The organism is Actinoplanes sp. NPDC020271 (assembly GCF_044388125.1).
In the GTDB taxonomy this organism is placed as follows: domain Bacteria; phylum Actinomycetota; class Actinomycetes; order Mycobacteriales; family Micromonosporaceae; genus Actinoplanes.
Genome location: NZ_JBIRWQ010000005.1, coordinates 200,683 through 217,575, shown reverse-complemented (window position 1 = coordinate 217,575; position 16,893 = coordinate 200,683). Strand labels below are relative to the sequence as shown.

Below are 16,893 nucleotides of genomic sequence, written 5' to 3'. Positions count from 1 at the left end.
TGAGACTAACGACCCCCTACGACAACTTCGACGAGGCGGGACTGGTCGTTCACGGCGTTACCGGCGAGCGTGACGATCCGCACGGCACTGGTTTGCCGGGGCGGGAACCGGGCGACCTGAAAGGCAGAGACATTTGCGCGTACGGCCGCAACCGTCGCCCAGCCGCCGGGCACAGCGACCTGCACGTCCCAGTCCCGCAGGCCGCCCTCCGCGGCAGTGGTCACCGCCACGCTGCTGACCTGGTGTGACGTGGGCCAGTCGAGTTGCCACCAGTCCGGCCACCGCTTGCCGGTCGCGTCGTTCCACATGGTGTCGGCCCGCCCGTCGATCGCGGCGCACACCGGCCCGGTCGCGCGTGCCGTCGACGCCGTGACCCGGGTGGCAAGCGCCGTCAGGCCGGCGTCCGCGGGTGGCACGGTGACCTCGACGGGCACGTCCACGACCCGATCGTCCCTGGTCACACGCACGTGATAACTACCCGTCCGGGTCCCGGTGACGGTGACCGGCACGCTCGTCGTGTATCCGGCCGGCAGCCAGCTGGTGATCAGACGGCGGGGCAGGTGCAGCGCGTCGGAGGCGGTCAGCGACGCCTCCGCGTAGAGCCCTTTCGTCCCGTTGTTGGTGAGCTGCACCGCCAGGTCACGCCCGTTGCACGGACCGGTGGTGATCGTCAGTGACCCGGGCAGGACCGTCAACCCGCCCGGCACCGCCAGCAGCACCGCCGCGAGCCGGATCACGCCGTCACCAGCCCGGGCCGCACCCGCTCCGACACGAACGACGCCCGCGTCGACACCGTCCCACCGCGCCGGGTCACCTCGGACATCACCCGGTAGTCCGCCCGTATCGAGTCCCGCCCCAGCTCGCACCGCAGGTAGCCGCGCTGCCCGTTGGCCAGCCGCAGGTGCGGATTGAAGGCGCGCTGCATGTCCAGCTGAGGCGTGGTGTCACTGCCGTCCCCGCCGCTGGTGATCGACGTCCCGACCAGCTCGACCCCGACCGCGGCCGTCTCCGGGCGCCCGAAATCGACCCGTAGATCGGCCGCGTAATTGTTGTGGATGTCCCCGGAGATCACCACGGTCCCCGGTTCGACCGCGGCCATTTCCAGAATGCGGCGCCGGTCGGCCGCATACCCGTCCCACTTGTCCATGTCGAGCCGGCCGGCGGTGCCGCCGTACCGGCATTCGGCCATCATGACCTGCTGCGCGAGAAGGTTCCACCGAGCCTCCGAACGGCCCATCCTCCGGAGCAGCCAGTCCCGTTGCCCGGCGCCGAGAAGCGTCCGGTCCGGGTTGTTCCGGTCGTCGCATCCGGCGCGCAGACCGTCCCCGCACGCCTGGTCAGTCCGGTACTGCCGGGTGTCGAGCACATACGCGTGGGCGAGGTCGCCGAACCGGAATCGCCGGTGAAGTGACATGTCCGGGCCGGCCGGCTGTCGCGGCCACCGCAGTGGCTGGTTCTCCCAATAGGCGCGGTAGGCGTTCGCCCGCCGTACCAGGAAATCGTTCTCGGGAATGGTCGTGAACCGCGGGGCGTCGCCGGCATAGTTGTCCTGCACCTCGTGGTCGTCCCAGGTCAGGATCCACGGGAAGGCGGCGTGCGCGGCCTGCAGGTCCGGGTCGGTGCGGTAGAGGGCGTAGCGCATCCGGTACAGATCCAGGGTGTCCGTCTCCAGCTCGAAAGTGTCGGGGAGTCGCAACGAGGAATCCATCCGACTGCCGCCGACGCTGTTGATCGCGCCCTCGTAGACGTAGTCGCCGAGGAAGAACACGACGTCGAGCTCCTCGGCGGTCAGGTGCCGCCACGCGTCGTAATAGCCGTCGGTGTACGCCTGGCAGGACGCGACCGCGAAACGGAGTGCTCGGGGTGCGGCGGTCTTCGCGGGGGCGGTCCGGGTGCGGCCGATCGGGCTCAGGTGTCCCTGACTGCGGAAACGGTAGAAATACTCCGTTGCGGGTCGCAGTCCACTGACGTCGGCGTGCACCGAATGGCCGTACGCGGGAAATGCTGTTGCCGTCCCGGTACGGATCACCTTCGTGAAGGTGTCGTTCTCCGAAACCTGCCATTCGACCGGGTACTCCGCCGGTGGCAGGCCGCCCGCGGGTTCGAGGGGTTTCGGGGCGAGCCGGGTCCAGAGCAGAATGCCGTCCGGCAGAGGGTCGCCGGACGCGACGCCGAGGGTGAACGGGTTCGTGATGCGTGGCGCCGGCAGCGTGCCGATCAGGGCCGACCCGCCGAGCGTAAGGAGGCGGCGCCGGGACAGTCGCAGCATTTCCGCCTCCTATGTCCGGATATATAAGCACGATATCAACTCGTCGGCCGACCGGAACGGGACGACACGTCACACTCCGGAAATCGATCTTCGTCCTGGCGCAACAAGAAGTTCACGGTGAGACCCATCCATGGATGTCGAATTCCCGTAGAACTCGGAGGTCCCGTTTCCTCACCGATGGGAGCACCGTATGCACACTGTCCCCCGCGTGGTGGCCGCGCTCGTGACCGCCGCGATCACCACCGGCCTGCCGGCGTCCCCGGCCCGGGCCACGCCGCCGAACATCCCGGCCAAAGCCACCGCGCAGGCCGAACTGAACACGCTCACCGTCGCCGCCGAGACCAACGAGAGCACCTACGACCGGGACCTGTTCCCGCACTGGATCACGATCAGCGGGACCTGCAACACCCGCGAGACCGTCCTCAAGCGCGACGGCTCCGACGTCGTCGTCAGCTCGGCCTGCGCCGCGACCAGCGGTTCCTGGTACTCGCCCTACGACGGCGCGACCTGGACCGCCGCGAGCGACCTGGACATCGACCACGTCGTGCCGCTCGCCGAAGCGTGGCGGTCCGGCGCCTCGGCCTGGACCACCAGCAAGCGCCAGAGCTTCGCCAACGACCTCACCCGACCGCAACTGATCGCGGTCACCGACACCGTCAACCAGGCCAAGAGCGACCAGGACCCGTCGACCTGGCAGCCGTCCGTGGCGTCGTATCGCTGCACCTACGCCCGCATGTGGATCGCGGTCAAGTATTACTGGGGGCTGACCCTGCAGTCGACTGAGAAGACCGCTCTGCAAACCATGCTCAACACCTGCAGCTGACCGCTCCTGTCACTCTTTCCTGCTTCTCAGGGCTCTTGTTTCTCTCGCGGCTCGTGCTTTCCCACGGCTCTTGGTTTTCTCGCGGCCGTCGCCTTCCTCGCGGCGGCCGCGAGGTGCCGGACCCTCGGTCATCCGTTCGCACAAGGTCATCATTGGCCGGGTGCGCGCCTCCGGGTAGCCTTCGCCGCGCCATGCCAGACCATTCCTCCCCCACCCCGTCATCCCCGCTCACCGCCTCCGGGCCCGGGCATCATCCCTCCCGTCTGCGGCTCGCGCTGCTCTTCGGAGCGGTCGTCGCGATCCTCGCCGCGGTCAACGTCGCCGACAAGTTCGGCCCGCACCACACCGGACTGGTCGCCGGGCCGATCGTCGCCCTGGCCCTGGTGCTGATCGCCCGCCGCGCCGGGCTGTCCTGGCACGACCTCGGCCTGTCCCGGCGCACGCTGGTCCCCGGCCTGCGCTACGCACTGGGTGCGGTCGGCGTCGTCGCCGTGGTCTACACGATCGGCGCCGCGATCCCGGCCACCCGGGTCGCCTTCCACGACGTGCGGTACCACCTGCACCCCGGGGCCGCGTTGCTCACCGCGTTCGTGGTGGTGCCACTCGGCACGGTCCTGCTCGAAGAGGTCGCGTTCCGGGGCGTCCTGCTCGGCCTGGTCCACCGGCACCGGGGCGCGACCTGGGCCAGCATCACGTCATCGGTGCTGTTCGGGCTCTGGCACGTGCTGCCGTCGCTGCGGCTCGCGCAGGTCAACCAGGCCGTCGGCGCGACGTTCGGGGTCGGCGCGACCGGGCGGATCCTCGCGATCCTCGGCGCGGTCGCGTTCACCGCGGTGGCCGGGCTGCTGCTGTGCGAGCTGCGGCGGCGGTCCGGAAGTCTGCTGGCCGCGGCGGCGTTGCACTGGGCCACCAACGGGCTCGGGCTGCTGATCGCGGCAGGGCTGGCCGCCGTCCAGTTCAGCTGATTCCCGTCAGGCCGTTCTCACTCGTTCGGCTCGCTCTGCGGCTCTCCCCCGGCCGTCCTGCTCGGCTGCTGCGCCGGCGCGCCCGGCCGTCCCGCTCGGCTGCTGCGCCGGCGCGCCCGGCAGCCTCACTCGGCTGCTGCGCCGGCGCGCTCGGCGTCGGCGAGGATCTCGCGGGCGCCCTGGCGCATCAACGAGACTGCTACCGCCGTACCCAATAAGACCGGGTCTTTTTCCCACTCGTGAGCGTCGGCGACCGTTTTGCCGTCCGGGGAGATGACCCGGGCCCGCAGACCGATCCGGCCGTCCGGCTCGGTGCGGGCCAGCGCCGCGATCGGCGAATGACAGGAACCCTGCAGAATGTGCAACATCGTGCGCTCCGCCGTGGTCTCCGCCCACGTCCGCGCGTCGCCGAGGCCCGACGCCAGCTCGCGCACCGCGGTGTCGTCCTCACGGCACTGCAGGACCAGCGTGCCGGCGCCGACCGCCGGAACCATCGTGTCGACGTCCAGCGTGTGCGTGATCCGGGCCGCCTCGCCGATCCGGTCCAGCCCGGAGACGGCCAGCAGCAGCGCGTCGTAGTCACCGGCGTCGAGTTTCGCCAGGCGCCGGTTCGCGTTCCCCCGGATCGGCCTGACCTGCAGATGCGGCCAGTGCAGGCCGATCTGCGCGATCCGGCGGACCGCGGACGTGCCGACCACCGTCCCCGGCGGCGCCTGATCGATCGGGATCCCGCCCGGATGCAACCAGGCGTCCCGGACGTCATCCCGGGCCAGGTAGGCGGCCATCACCGTGCCGGCCGGCGCGGGACGATCACCCGGGACGTCCTTCACGCAGTGCACGACCAGGTCGACGTCACCGGCGAGCAGGGCCGCGTCGACCTCCTTGGTGAACGCCCCCTTGCCGCCGAGCGCGGACAGGCTCCCCTGCCAGCGGTCGCCGCTGGTCGTCATCGACAGCACCTCGGCTCGGACGCCGGGGTGCCGGGCGGCGAGCATGGCCTTGACGCGGTCGACCTGAGCGAGCGCCATCGGGGAATTCCGGGTGCCGATGCGCACCGTACGCGATTCGGGCATACGGGCAGGGTACGCCCGTCGTTTCCGCCGCACGCGGCCGACTCCGGTGGCCGGCTGCCGGTCGCCGGGCTGGCGACCTCGCGCGCGGGGGGCGTCCGAAAGTGGTCGGGCGGCCCGGTCGCGGGCGGGAGATAGGCTCAGGCCCGCGACAGAACTGTGGGAGGCGGCCGTGGCCGAATATTCACCGGTGCCCGAGCTGAACCTGCTCAAGGCATTCCAGGACAAGTTCGGTTACGAGGCGTACGCCGACGGCTTCGGCCTCGACGACTTCGCCGACCGGTCCGGGCTGGTGGCCGGCTGGTCCGCCGACCCGGAGTTCCTGGCCCGGCTGACCCCGTTCGCACGGGCGACCGGTGGCGGTTCGTTCTACGCGTTCTGGCACGTCGACAACCGCTCCGACCTGGCCACCCTCCCGATCGTGGTCTTCGGCGACGAGGGCGGCCAGCACGTGGTCGCGCGCCACCTCCGGGAACTGTTCCAGCTGCTGGCCTACGACACGGAGATCTCCGTCGACTGGGACGAGGCGTACTACTACCGTGCCGGCGACGAGGAGCACAGCGACTCCCACGACGAGTTCGTCACCTGGTTGGCGGAGCACTTCGACCTCGCCCCCGCCACCGACCCGGACGCGATCGTGAACGCGGCCCGGTCCGAGTTCGGCGACAGCTTCACCGTCTGGTCCAACGCCTACCTGACCCCGTAACCCTCCCGCACTGTCCGGCAACGTTCAGTCCCGCCGAACACACCCCCCGGCCCAGCTCCCAGCGCCGGCCCGCCGGAGCCGGTCGGTCCCCAGGGCTGCCAGGACCGGCCCGGCCCGGCTCCCAGCGCCGGCTCGCGGAAACCGGCCGGCCCCCAGGGGTGCTGAAGCCGACCCGGCACAACCCTCGAAGCCAGCCGTCTCGTGCGTCGGAGTGCAGCCGTCAGCGCGGCCCCCTGGTCAGCGAGCGACCGCCGTGAGCGGTGATGACGGGTGAGCGGTCAACAGAGTCGGCAGATCCGCCATCGCAGTGAAGATGTGCGTGGCCCCGGCGTCCAGCAGTACCTGCGGAGCGTGGTGGGCCGGGCTGTCCGGCGGGCAGTAGCCGAAGACGACGGCGCCGGCCGCGACGCCCGCCCGTACACCGGTAGCGGTGTCCTCGACCACCGCCGCCCGGGCCGGGTCGACGCCCAGCGCCGCCGCGGCAGCCAGGTAGACGTCCGGAGCCGGTTTGCTCCGGGGCGTCTCCATGCCACTGAAGATCTTGCCGGCGAAGACGTCGTCGAGACCGACCTTGCGGAGTTGCAGCTCGACCTTCGGGCGGTCGGCGCCACTGGCACACGCCACGTTGCCGTGGAAGAGGCGGTCGATCTCCCGAGCCGCGGCCTCCGCGCCGGGAATCGCCTCGAGCCCGGCGATCAGCGCGTCGTTGCGGCGCCGGCGGAACTCGGCGAGCCACTCGCCGGTGACCGTGAACCCGGTGTTGGCGGTGATCACACCCACCTCGTCGGCGAGCGCCCGACCGACGAACAGCCGGAAGCAGTCCGCCTCGCTGACCGCCCAGCCGAGCTCGTGCAGCATCGCGCGGAGGACCGAGTTCGTGATCCGCTCCGAGTCGACGAGCACCCCGTCACAGTCGAAGAGCACGGCGTCGAAGGACCGATCGGGGGCATCCAGCATGCCGCCGACCCTATCCGGATCCACCGGCCCGCCGCCGTGGCCGCCTTCACACCGCACACGCCGCGGGCCGCCGGGGAGGTTCGGGCGGCCCGCTCCGGCTTGGTCGTGACCGGCCGGGCGAGCGGGTCAGTCGCGGAGGGCGGCCAGCGCGGAGGGCGGGGTTCGGAGGAGGAGAGCGGCCGGGATCAGGCTCGCGGCGAAGGCTACTGACACGCAGAGGACGGTGATGAGGGCGATCAACGACCACGGCGCGACGATCTCCGCGGTGCTGACCAGGTCACTGAGGCGGGAGCGGAGGCCTCCGAGCATGGCCGCGGTCACGACCGCGGCGAGGAGGAGGGCCACGGCGACGACGGTGCCGGTCTCGGCGGCGATCAACCCGAGCACCTGGCGTGGGGTGGCACCGCCGAGGCGTAGGACGGCGATGTCGCGGGCGCGGTCGGCGGTGGACATGACCAGGGTGTTCGCGATGGCGATGGCCGAGTAGAGCAGGGTCATGCCGAGCAGGGCCAGCATCACGAGGTGGTTCATGCGGTCGGCCGCGACGGCCTGCGCGGCGAAGTAGGCGTCGGGTGTCGCGATCTCGCCCGCCGAGCCCACGGCCGCCCGGAGCGCCTCCGCGTCACCGGTCCCGGCAAGGTAGACGACATCCGCCCCGACCAGGGAAGGTCCGTCCAGGGAAGGTCCGACCGGGGAAGAGCCGTCCAGGGAAGGTCCGACCGGGGAAGAGCCGCCCGGGGAAGGGCCCACCGCGGAAGAGCGGGAAGAGGCGACAGCGGACGGGTACGGAAGGAGGACGGTCAGGCTCAGGTCGAGGCTGGGCGGGAGGACCGCCACGACCCGGCAGCGCAGCGGCGTAGTGTCGCCCTCCCACAGCTGGATCTCGTCGCCGACGTGCCAGCCGCGGTCATCAGCCAGATCGGCGCTGATCACCACCGTTCCGGGTGCCCGCAGCTCACGGACCTCGGCCGGCAACTTCCACACCTGTTCGATCCCGGCCCCGACATAGTCCGCGGTGATCAGCTCGACGCTGTCCCCGGTCGGCATGAACGCCGATGCCGACCGGACCGGAACGGCCGCGCTCACTCCCGGCACCCGGCTGAGGGCGTCGACCGCCGAGGCCGGCACCCCGAGCGAATCCACCGCGCTGACCAGCGTCGACGCCGTGATCCGGGCCCGTGACGCGGTCTGCGCGGCCCGCTGGGCGGTGCTGGTCGCGGACAGGATGGTCGCGGCCAGCCCGACGGTGAGCAGCACCGGCGTGGCCGTCGAGGCGGTGCGCCGCACCGCGGTCAGCGCGTTGCTCCGGGCGATCTGCACGGTCACCCCGGGCAGGGCGCCGGTCAGGACCCGGATCAGCAGCGGGGCGAGCAGCGGCGTGAGCAGGACGACCGCGATCAGGGCGAGATACGACGAGAAGAACGTGAGCGCGATCGCGTCCTCCCCGGTGACGGATCCACCGGCGGCGACCATCGCGATCGCGCCGGCGGCGAAGAGCACCCCGAAGATCCACCGCGGGACGGTCATCACCCGCCGGTCGGCGGTGGCGTCGCGCAGCGCTTCGATCGGGCGCACCTTCCCGGCCCGCCGCGCCGCCGCCCACGTGCCGATCATGGCGATGAGCAGGCCCGCGCCGGCGGCCGAGAGCACCGCCCACCCGTTGAACGCGACGGTGAACCCGGCCGGCGCCAGCCCGTGGGCGACGAGCCAGCGCCCGCACCACGGCGCGAGGACGGTGCCGAGCGCGCACCCGGCGGCCGAGGCGAGCAGGGACGCGAGCGCCGCCTCGCCGAGGACCAGCCGGCGCACCTGCCGCGGGGTCGCGCCGGCGGCCCGCAGCAGGGCCATCTCGCGCCGCCGCTGGCTGACCGCGAACGCGAACGTCCCGGCCACCACGAAGATCGACACCAGGACCGCGAGCCCGGAGAACGTCCCGAGCAGTGCGATCGTATCGGCCATGGCGTCGCGGTCGGGGTCCGGCTCGGCGAGGGCACGACGGTCCCCGGTCAGAACTTGCAGACCACTTTCCCGTACGGCTTCGGCCGCCCCACCGTCCCGGAACGCCACCGCGTCCACGCGCCCCCCGGCGAGCGCGGCCGCCGAGGCGTCGGTCACGTAGACGGCGGCCGGCCCGGTCACCACCCCGGTCACTTTCCAGGTGTGGGTCGCGTCTGCCGTACGTACGTCGAAAAGCTCACCCACCTGCCGCCCGGAAGCGACCGTGACCACCGCCTCCCCGTCCGCCGCAGGCGGACGCCCCGCCGTCAGCGAGGCCGGGTGCAGCGTCGCGCTCGCCCACGGGTGCACGTCGGCCGCCATGTCCCCGATCATCGCGGGGATCCGCCTGTCCACCACCGCGCCGGGCAGCGTGGACAGCCGCGTGACCGCCTCCGCGGGGACGCCCGGCCGGGCACCGACGGAGTTGGACGTGTCGAACGCGCCGTCGCCCGACCCGATCCGCACGGTGACCGTGTCGGTGGGTACGGCGACGAGCGTGGCGCCGGAGAACCAGACGGGTTCCCGGTCGTGGCCGATCGTCGCGGCGATCGCCAGCCCGGTGACGGTGAGCAGGCCGGCGCCGAGCGCGAGCGCGACGAACACCCCGGCGAACCCGGCCCGGCGGGCGCGCAGCGTCTGCACGGCCAGGCCGATCATGAGTGGACCACCGGGACGGATTCAAGGCTGGTCATCAGGTCGGCGACCGCGGGCGCGGACATGGCCGGGCGGTCGTCGGCGACCCGGCCGTCGACGAGGAAGACCACGCGGTCGGCGCGGGAGGCGGCGAGCGGGTCGTGGGTGACCATCACGATGGTCTGGCCGTGGTCGTCGACCATGGCGCGCATCAGGTCGAGGACCCCGCGCCCGGTCGACGAGTCGAGGGCGCCGGTGGGCTCGTCCGCGAAGAGCACCGCGGGCCGGGCGACCAGCGCCCGCGCGATGGCGACGCGCTGCTGCTGGCCGCCGGAGAGCTGGGCCGGGCGGTGACCACCGCGCTCGGCGAGACCGACGGCGGCGAGCATGTCGCGTACCTGGCGGCGGCCGGGCCGGCGACCGCCGAGGCGCAGCGGCAGCGCGACGTTCTGTTCCGCGGTCAGCGACGGCAGCAGGTTGAAGGACTGGAAGACGAACCCGATCCGGGACCGCCGGAGCAGGGTCAGCGCGGTCTCGGAGAGGGTGGTCAGCTCGACGCCGTCCAGCGTGACCGTGCCGGCGTCCGGTTTGTCGAGCCCGGCCGCGCACTGCAGCAGCGTGCTCTTGCCGGAGCCGGACGGGCCCATGACTGCGGTGAACGTGCCCGCCCCGAAGCCGAGGGTGAGTGAGTCGAGGGCGGTGACCGCTCCGGCGCCGCGGCCGTGCCGGCGACGGACTCCGCGCAGGTCGAGCAAGGGTTCCATGCCGAAGAGCCTGCTCGATCCGCCGGCGCTTCTCACTACCGCTCACGTGAGTCTTCGAGGTAGGGCCAGCCCTACCTCACGGGCCGGAGACCCCGAGGATCTCCCGCGTACGCTCGTCGGGGCCGTCGTAGTACCGCTCCAGGACCTGCCGGAACACGGCAGGATCATCCGCGGCCTCGGCGAACAGGGTCATCGACGAGCGCAGCTTCAGATCGTCCGGACTGCCGAAGATCTGCGCGGCCGTCCGCCCCTCGACCCCGAGCAGCGTCTCGGCACACTCCACGAGTCGCGGCCCGAGCACCGGGTGCGCCAGATAATCCCGGGCCTCGGCCAGGTCCCGGATCGCGTAGGTCTGCGCCGTGTGACTCGACCCCAGGCCCGCCACTTGCGGGAACACGAACCACATCCAGTGCGACCGCTTGCGGCCGGCGGCCAGCTCGGCGAGGGCGCGCTCAAACACCCCGTCCTGGGCGTAGACGAACCGGTGCAGGTCGCTCATCCCGTGAGCCTAGCGATGTGCGCGCCGGGATCGCCCGGGAACGCCCGCCGCGCCGAGCCGAGCCCGCTCACCCCTTCGACGGTGACCTCGACCAGGTCGGCGTCGGCCAGCACGGTGGTCTCGCCGCCGGACGGCATCCGCAGGATCACGTCGCCGTGGTCGCGGACCTCGCCGTCGGAAGCGCTCAGGCCGGTGACGCCGTTGACGAGATAGCGGTCCAGGTGCGGGTGCGGGGTGGCGATCAGCCGGTCGTCGCGCAGCGAGAGGACCCACGGCACACTGCACGAGGACTCGCCGACGCGGGCCAGGAAGCACCGCCGGCCGGCCGCGTCCAGGAACGGCGTGACCGGGCCCAGGCTGCCGTGCTCGAAGACGCCCCAGATCCGGGGGACGAAATCACGACCGTCATAAGAGCCGATGGCGTACGCCGGAGCAACGCCCGCCACGAACAACACCCACGCACCGTCCAGGTCGAACAGCCGCGGGCACCGCCAGCCGCCGGACTCCCCCGTGGTCAGCACCCCGTCGTGCGCCCAGGTCAGCAGATCATCCGACCGGTACTGCAGGACCGCGGAACCGCCCGTGGTCACCGACGCCGCGACCAGCATCCGCCACCCGTCGGCGACCGCCCAGACGAACGGGTCCAGCAGACCGGTGAACCCGGCCGGGGCAGCGCCGAGCACCGGCCCGACCGGCTCGGCCCGCCAGCCGTCCAGTTCCGGCCCCGAGGTCGCCCGCCAGACGCCCTCGCCCGGCCGGGAATGGAACAGGACCGGGCCGGCCGGGCCGTGCACGACCGACCCGCAGCGCGGGTCGGTCGACGCGTCGGGCACCGCCGAGACCGGGCGTTCCCGCCAGATCACCAGATCGTCGGAGACCGCACAGCCCCAGCTCGCGACCTGCTCGTCGATGGTCTGGTGCTCGTAGAACAGGTGGTACCGCCCGTCCACCCGGAGCACCCCGAAGAGATCGCCGACCCGGCCGTCGCGCGGAGTGAAGTGCATCCGGGGCCGCAGCCCCACACCCGGTCCAACATCCATGCCTCTGCGTAACATCACGGCGGCTCGGGCGCCAGACCGTACGAGTGCCAGGCCTAGTTGTCGAACTCACCGTCCTTCGCGCCGTCGACGAACGCCGTCCACTCCGACGGGGTGAAGAACAGGATCGGCCCGTCCGGGTTCTTCGAGTCGCGGACCGCGCGGCCACCGTCGGGCAGGTCAGCCACTTCGACACAGTTGTCGGAGTAACTGCGCGTACTCCTGCGCCAGGCCGCGGTCCTCCGGTCGAAAGTCACGGCATAGGTCTTCTCTGCCATCTCGCACCTCCGGGCACATTCTCGGCATCCGGCCACCGGCGAAACTGTCCGTGATCCGTCTCTGGAAGAGATAGGCACGTTACTGCACGTGCGGAAGAACGTGCGCTCAGAAAAGCGTCGTCGGCTCCGGCGGGACCGGCACGGGCAGGCCCGGCAGGCCCGGGACACGCGCCCGCACCTCCTCGTGGAAGAGCCGCGCGAGCGCGGGAGCGTCGGCGTTGTCCGGGGTGTGCACGAACACCGTCGGTGAACGGCCCTCGCGCAGCCAGCCGGCCACCCTCTCCACCCACGGCTGCCAGCCCGCGACGGTCCGGGCGGTGTCGTCGCGGCCCAGATAGCGGACGATCGGCCGGTCGGTGAGCGCGGTGTCGCGGCGCGGCATGCGAGGCTTCTTCATCCACGCGTCACGCTCGGCGTCACTGGTCGGGGGCGAGTCGAAGAACGCGGTGGTGTCGAACGGAACCCACTCGGCACGATGCTGGACGAGCAGTTCCTCCAACCGGCTCGGATCGGTGAAGAAATCGGGGTGGCGCACTTCCACGGCGTACCGGAAATCAATCGGCAGGGAACGCAGAAAGCGTGCGAGAACCGCAAGATCGCCGGGGCTGAAGGACCCGGGAAGTTGAATCCAGAGAGCCGCGGCCCGCGAGCCGAGCGGCTCGATCGCCTCGAGGAAGACGCGCAGCTCCTCGTCGGTGTTCGTCAGGCGCAACTCGTGCGTGATGCGTTTCGGAATCTTCGGGATCAGCCGGAAATCCGGGCCGGTCTGCTCGGCCCAGGTCGTCACGGTCGCGCGCGACGGAACCGCGTAGAACGTCGTGTTGCCCTCGACCGCGTTGCACCATTCCGCGTACGCCCGGAGTTTGTCACCGGGGGCGAAACGGCTCTGCCACGCCTTCAGGGACCACATCGCGCAGCCCACGTGCAGGGCCATGACTCCGGATCGCACCGGAGAACCGTATCCGGTACCGTCGCCCTTTCGGACGGGGAGGGACGATCGATGCCTTATTCACCGGGCGAGGTCGCGGGGAAACTCGGCGTGAGCATCGACACCCTGCGCTATTACGAGCGGATCGGGCTGCTGCACGGCATCGAACGCACCAGCGGCGGCCAGCGCGTGTTCTCCGACGACGACCTGGGCCGGATCGGTCTGCTCCGCTGCCTGCGCGACTCGGGCATGCCGATCGCCCGGCTGCGGCGCTTCGCCGAGCTGCTCCACGACGGCGACGAGGCCGCCGAGCAGCGCGTTCAGCTGCTCGCCGAGCACGACCGGGAAATCGACGAGAAGGTCGCCCGGCTGCGCAGGGAACAGCAACGCGTGCGCGAGAAGATCGCCTGGTACCGTGCCGAGACCGTTCGCCCGGCCGGCTCGAAGGAGGCCCCGTGACCCGGCACGTGATTCGTGGCGCGTCCGTCCTGATGTTGGTCGCCGGCCTCGCCGGTGGCGCCTATCTGGGCGAGAAACGTCCACCCCAGACCACCGGCTACGTCTTCGACTCGGTGCAGGCCGACGCTGCCGACATGCAACTGCTCAAGGAACGGCAGAACGCGCACGCCGCGGCCCGTTCCCGGGTGACCGTCGCCGAGGGCACCGCCACCGACAAAGCCGAAACGGTCGCGAAGAGCGCCGACGGATATGCCAAGGACCTCGACAAGAGTGTCGCCGCGGCGAAGAAAGCCGCGCAGCAGAAGGCAAGCGGCCCGGTCGCCTTCGCCGGCCCCATTCCCAGTTCCTGCAACGAATTCAGCGGCAGCCGCGCGATCGGCTGCGCACTGACCCTGAGCGCCGGTTTCGGGCTCGACCAGTTCGCCTGCCTGAACAAGCTGTTCAACAAGGAGAGCGGCTGGAACTACCGCGCCGAGAACCGCAGCTCCGGCGCCTACGGCATTCCGCAGTCGCTGCCCGGGTCGAAGATGGCCGCTTTCGGCGCCGACTGGAAGACCAATCCGGCGACCCAGATCAAATGGGGCCTGGACTACATCAAGAAGCGCTACAAGACCCCGTGCGGCGCCTGGAGCCACTCCGAGCAGTACAACAACTACTGAGTACGCCGCGAGCTGGTCCCGGCGCCGGGCCGCGACGCGCGTCGCGCGGTCACTCCAGGGACTTGGTCGTGTCGCCCGGTCCGGGGCGGCTCATCGACGTACCGCCGCATGAATTGACGGCGAGCACAGCGGAGCCGGCGCCGGACCGGACTACGCCGGGATCAGGACGTGGGCTTGTTGCGGCTGCGCAGGACGACCAGGGCGTGCCGGATGACGTCGACGCTGCTGCCGGCCCGGGTGGTCTTGCGGCGGCGGGCGAGCAGCGGATCGGCCGTGTGGGCGACGATCTCCCAGGTCTTGCCGTACTCGCGGGCCGGCAGGGTGAACGTCACGTCCTCGTCCAGGGGGTTGAACAGCAGCAGGAACGAGTCGTCGGTGATCTCCTCGCCGAGGGCGTCGCGTTCCGGGATCCCGTGACCGTTGAGGAAGACGGTCATGGTCATGCCGCGGCGGGTGTTCCAGTCGGCCTCGGTCATGATCTCGCCGTCGCGGCGCAGCCAGGCGATGTCGGGCAGCTTGTTGTCGTCGGCCACCTCGCCGGTGAAGAAGCGGCGGCGGCGGAAGATCGGATGGTCGGCGCGCAGCTTGGTGAGCGCCCGGACGAAGTGCGTGAGCACGTCCTCCTCTCGGGCGTTCTCCCAGTTCACCCAGCTCAGCTCGTTGTCCTGGCAGTAGACGTTGTTGTTGCCCTGCTGGGTGCGGCCGAGCTCGTCGCCGTGCAGGATCATCGGGACGCCCTGGCTGAGCAGCATGGTGGCCAGGAAGTTCCGCTTCTGGCGCTCGCGCAGGACGATGATCTCGGCGTCCTCGGTCTCGCCCTCGGCCCCGCAGTTCCACGAGCGGTTGTGGCTCTCGCCGTCGCGGTTGCCCTCGCCGTTCGCGTCGTTGTGCTTCTCGTTGTACGACACCAGGTCGTGCATGGTGAAACCGTCGTGCGCGGTCACGAAGTTGATCGAGGCGATCGGACGGCGGCCGTCGATCTCGTAGAGGTCGGAGCTGCCGGTGAAGCGGGACGCGAACTCGCCGAGGCTGGACGGCTCGCCGCGCCAGAAGTCGCGGACCGAGTCGCGGTATTTTCCGTTCCACTCGGTCCAGTTCGGCGGGAAGCCACCGACCTGGTAACCGCCGTCGCCGACGTCCCACGGCTCGGCGATCAGCTTCACCTGCGACACCACCGGGTCCTGGTTGACCAGGTCGAAGAAGGCGGCGAGCCGGTCCACCTCGTGGAACTCGCGGGCCAGGGAGGCGGCCAGGTCGAAGCGGAAACCGTCGACGTGCATCTCGGTCACCCAGTACCGCAGGGAGTCCATCAGCAGGCGCAGCGACTCGTGGTGCCGGACGTTGAGGCTGTTCCCGGTGCCGGTGGTGTCGTAGTAGTACTGCTTGTCGGTGTCGACGAGCCGGTAGTACGCCGGGTTGTCGATGCCGCGGAAGCTCAGCGTCGGGCCGAGGTGGTTGCCCTCGGCGGTGTGGTTGTAGACCACGTCCAGGATGACCTCGATGCCGGCCTGGTGCAGGGCCTTGACCATCGACTTGAACTCCTGCACCTGGCCACCACCGCCACCGAACGACGAGTAACCGTTGTGCGGGGCGAAGAAGCCGATGGTGTTGTAACCCCAATAGTTCTTCAGGCCGCGCTCGACCAGGCCGCTGTCGTGCACGAACTGGTGCACCGGCATCAGCTCGACCGCGGTGATGCCCAGCTTCTTGAAGTACTCGATCATCACCGGGTGGGCGAGACCCGAGTACGTCCCGCGGACGTCGTCCGGGATCTTGGGGTGGCTGTTCGTCATGCCCTTGACGTGCGCCTCGTAGATCACCGTCTGGTGGAACGGGACCTTCAGCGGGCGGTCGTTGCCCCAGTCGAAGAACGGGTTGATCACGACGGACTTCGGCGCGAACGGGGCCGAATCGGCATCGTTGTAGGACATCGGGTCGCCGAAATCGTAGGAGAACAGCGCCTGGTCCCACCGATAATCGCCGTCAATTGCCTTCGCGTACGGGTCGAGCAGCAACTTGCTCGGGTTGCACCGCAGCCCCTGGGACGGGTCGTACGGACCGTGCACGCGGAAGCCGTACCGCTGACCGGGAGTGACCCGGGGCAGGTAACCGTGCCAGACGAGAGCCTCCCGCTCGGGGAGGTCGACGCGGGTCTCGTTGCCCTCGTCGTCGAACAGACACAACTCGACCCGCTCGGCGACCTCGCTGAAGATGGCGAAGTTCGTGCCGCCGCCGTCGTAGGTCGCACCCAGCGGGTACGGATTGCCCGGCCAGATTTTCATGCCGCCCACCATGCCCACATCGTCTCGTCCTGAAAACCCCGTGTCGATGTGACCAGGATCCCGCCTCGTCCTCACGTTCTTTCCCGGCGATCAGTTAGTTGTACGGGTACAACTAACTCGTGCCACGCCGTTACCTCGTCCTGGCGATCTGCTGCATGAGTCTGCTGATCATCAGCCTGGACGTCACCATCATGAACATCGCCCTGCCGGCCATCCGGGCGGACCTCGGCTCGTCCGTCTCCGGCCTGCAGTGGACCATCGACGCGTTCGCCGTCGTCATCGCCAGCCTCCTGGTGCTCTCCGGATCCACCGCCGACCGGGTCGGCCGCCGCCGGATCTTCCAGAGCGGCCTGGCCATCTTCACCGTCGCGTCCCTGCTGTGCAGCATCGCACCCGGGCTCGGCTGGCTCATCGCGTTCCGGGTCCTCCAGGCCATCGGCGCCTCGATGATGAACCCGGTCGCCATGTCGATCATCACGAACACCTTCACCGAACCGCGCGAACGGGCCCGGGCGATCGGCGCGCGGGGGCGCGGTCAACGGCTGCGGCCTCGCACTCGGCCCGGT

16 protein-coding genes and 1 pseudogene are annotated in these 16,893 nt (G+C 70.5%); 6 read left to right on the top strand and 11 right to left on the bottom strand.

Annotated elements, in window-relative coordinates; translation table 11 throughout:
• Nucleotides 1-5 precede the first annotated feature (5 nt).
• On the bottom strand, nucleotides 6-737 hold the full coding sequence (locus tag ACH442_RS13780) for a discoidin domain-containing protein (RefSeq protein ID WP_396338314.1): 732 nt from the start codon (nucleotides 735-737) through the stop codon (nucleotides 6-8).
• The gene (locus tag ACH442_RS13775; RefSeq protein ID WP_396338313.1) at nucleotides 734-2,269 is read right to left on the bottom strand and encodes an alkaline phosphatase D family protein; all 1,536 of its coding nucleotides are present in this window, start codon (nucleotides 2,267-2,269) and stop codon (nucleotides 734-736) included. The genes ACH442_RS13780 and ACH442_RS13775 overlap by 4 nt, the downstream gene beginning before the upstream one ends.
• Before the next feature lie 190 nt (nucleotides 2,270-2,459).
• Between ACH442_RS13775 and ACH442_RS13770 the strand changes: the two genes are divergently transcribed.
• On the top strand, nucleotides 2,460-3,092 hold the full coding sequence (locus ACH442_RS13770) for an HNH endonuclease family protein (protein WP_396338312.1): 633 nt from the start codon (nucleotides 2,460-2,462) through the stop codon (nucleotides 3,090-3,092).
• A gap of 191 nt (nucleotides 3,093-3,283) precedes the next feature.
• Nucleotides 3,284-4,057: a lysostaphin resistance A-like protein gene (locus tag ACH442_RS13765; RefSeq protein ID WP_396338311.1), complete on the top strand. Its 774-nt coding sequence runs from the start codon at nucleotides 3,284-3,286 to the stop codon at nucleotides 4,055-4,057.
• Nucleotides 4,058-4,182: 125 nt separating this feature from the next.
• Here the strand turns inward: ACH442_RS13765 and hemC are convergent, their stop codons facing one another.
• Complete coding sequence (gene hemC, locus ACH442_RS13760; protein WP_396338310.1) at nucleotides 4,183-5,130, bottom strand: hydroxymethylbilane synthase; 948 nt, start codon at nucleotides 5,128-5,130, stop codon at nucleotides 4,183-4,185.
• A gap of 169 nt (nucleotides 5,131-5,299) precedes the next feature.
• Here hemC and ACH442_RS13755 point away from each other — a divergent pair, with 169 nt between their 5' ends.
• Nucleotides 5,300-5,833: a hypothetical protein gene (locus ACH442_RS13755; RefSeq protein WP_396338309.1), complete on the top strand. Its 534-nt coding sequence runs from the start codon at nucleotides 5,300-5,302 to the stop codon at nucleotides 5,831-5,833.
• Nucleotides 5,834-6,070: 237 nt separating this feature from the next.
• Here ACH442_RS13755 and ACH442_RS13750 read toward each other — a convergent pair whose 3' ends face one another.
• The 7 genes from ACH442_RS13750 to ACH442_RS13720 form a co-directional block, all read right to left on the bottom strand.
• Nucleotides 6,071-6,790 (bottom strand): HAD family hydrolase, encoded by a 720-nt coding sequence (locus ACH442_RS13750; protein WP_396338308.1) that lies wholly within the window; start codon nucleotides 6,788-6,790, stop codon nucleotides 6,071-6,073.
• Between the two features lie 126 nt (nucleotides 6,791-6,916).
• On the bottom strand, nucleotides 6,917-9,445 hold the full coding sequence (locus ACH442_RS13745; protein WP_396338307.1) for an ABC transporter permease: 2,529 nt from the start codon (nucleotides 9,443-9,445) through the stop codon (nucleotides 6,917-6,919).
• Complete coding sequence (locus ACH442_RS13740; RefSeq protein ID WP_396338306.1) at nucleotides 9,442-10,185, bottom strand: ABC transporter ATP-binding protein; 744 nt, start codon at nucleotides 10,183-10,185, stop codon at nucleotides 9,442-9,444. Before ACH442_RS13740 ends, ACH442_RS13745 begins: the two co-directional genes overlap by 4 nt.
• Nucleotides 10,186-10,261: 76 nt before the next feature.
• The gene (locus ACH442_RS13735; RefSeq protein WP_396338305.1) at nucleotides 10,262-10,684 is read right to left on the bottom strand and encodes a DUF1810 domain-containing protein; all 423 of its coding nucleotides are present in this window, start codon (nucleotides 10,682-10,684) and stop codon (nucleotides 10,262-10,264) included.
• Nucleotides 10,681-11,724 (bottom strand): hypothetical protein, encoded by a 1,044-nt coding sequence (locus ACH442_RS13730; RefSeq protein ID WP_396338304.1) that lies wholly within the window; start codon nucleotides 11,722-11,724, stop codon nucleotides 10,681-10,683. Before ACH442_RS13730 ends, ACH442_RS13735 begins: the two co-directional genes overlap by 4 nt.
• A 53-nt stretch (nucleotides 11,725-11,777) precedes the next feature.
• On the bottom strand, nucleotides 11,778-11,999 hold the full coding sequence (locus tag ACH442_RS13725) for a DUF397 domain-containing protein (protein ID WP_396338303.1): 222 nt from the start codon (nucleotides 11,997-11,999) through the stop codon (nucleotides 11,778-11,780).
• A gap of 106 nt (nucleotides 12,000-12,105) precedes the next feature.
• Nucleotides 12,106-12,909, bottom strand: coding sequence for a DUF72 domain-containing protein (locus ACH442_RS13720; RefSeq protein WP_396338598.1), 804 nt, complete (start codon nucleotides 12,907-12,909; stop codon nucleotides 12,106-12,108).
• A 90-nt stretch (nucleotides 12,910-12,999) separates the two neighbouring features.
• Between ACH442_RS13720 and ACH442_RS13715 the strand changes: the two genes are divergently transcribed.
• Together ACH442_RS13715 and ACH442_RS13710 are read left to right on the top strand one after the other, a co-directional pair.
• Nucleotides 13,000-13,386, top strand: coding sequence for a MerR family transcriptional regulator (locus ACH442_RS13715; RefSeq protein ID WP_396338302.1), 387 nt, complete (start codon nucleotides 13,000-13,002; stop codon nucleotides 13,384-13,386).
• Nucleotides 13,383-14,045: a lytic transglycosylase domain-containing protein gene (locus ACH442_RS13710; RefSeq protein WP_396338301.1), complete on the top strand. Its 663-nt coding sequence runs from the start codon at nucleotides 13,383-13,385 to the stop codon at nucleotides 14,043-14,045. Before ACH442_RS13715 ends, ACH442_RS13710 begins: the two co-directional genes overlap by 4 nt.
• A 161-nt stretch (nucleotides 14,046-14,206) precedes the next feature.
• Here ACH442_RS13710 and glgX read toward each other — a convergent pair whose 3' ends face one another.
• Nucleotides 14,207-16,327, bottom strand: a complete 2,121-nt coding sequence (gene glgX / locus ACH442_RS13705) for a glycogen debranching protein GlgX (protein ID WP_396338300.1) — start codon at nucleotides 16,325-16,327, stop codon at nucleotides 14,207-14,209.
• A gap of 155 nt (nucleotides 16,328-16,482) precedes the next feature.
• Between glgX and ACH442_RS13700 the strand changes: the two are divergent.
• Nucleotides 16,483-16,794: pseudogene (locus ACH442_RS13700) on the top strand (MFS transporter); the annotation flags it as partial.
• Nucleotides 16,795-16,893: the final 99 nt, after the last annotated feature.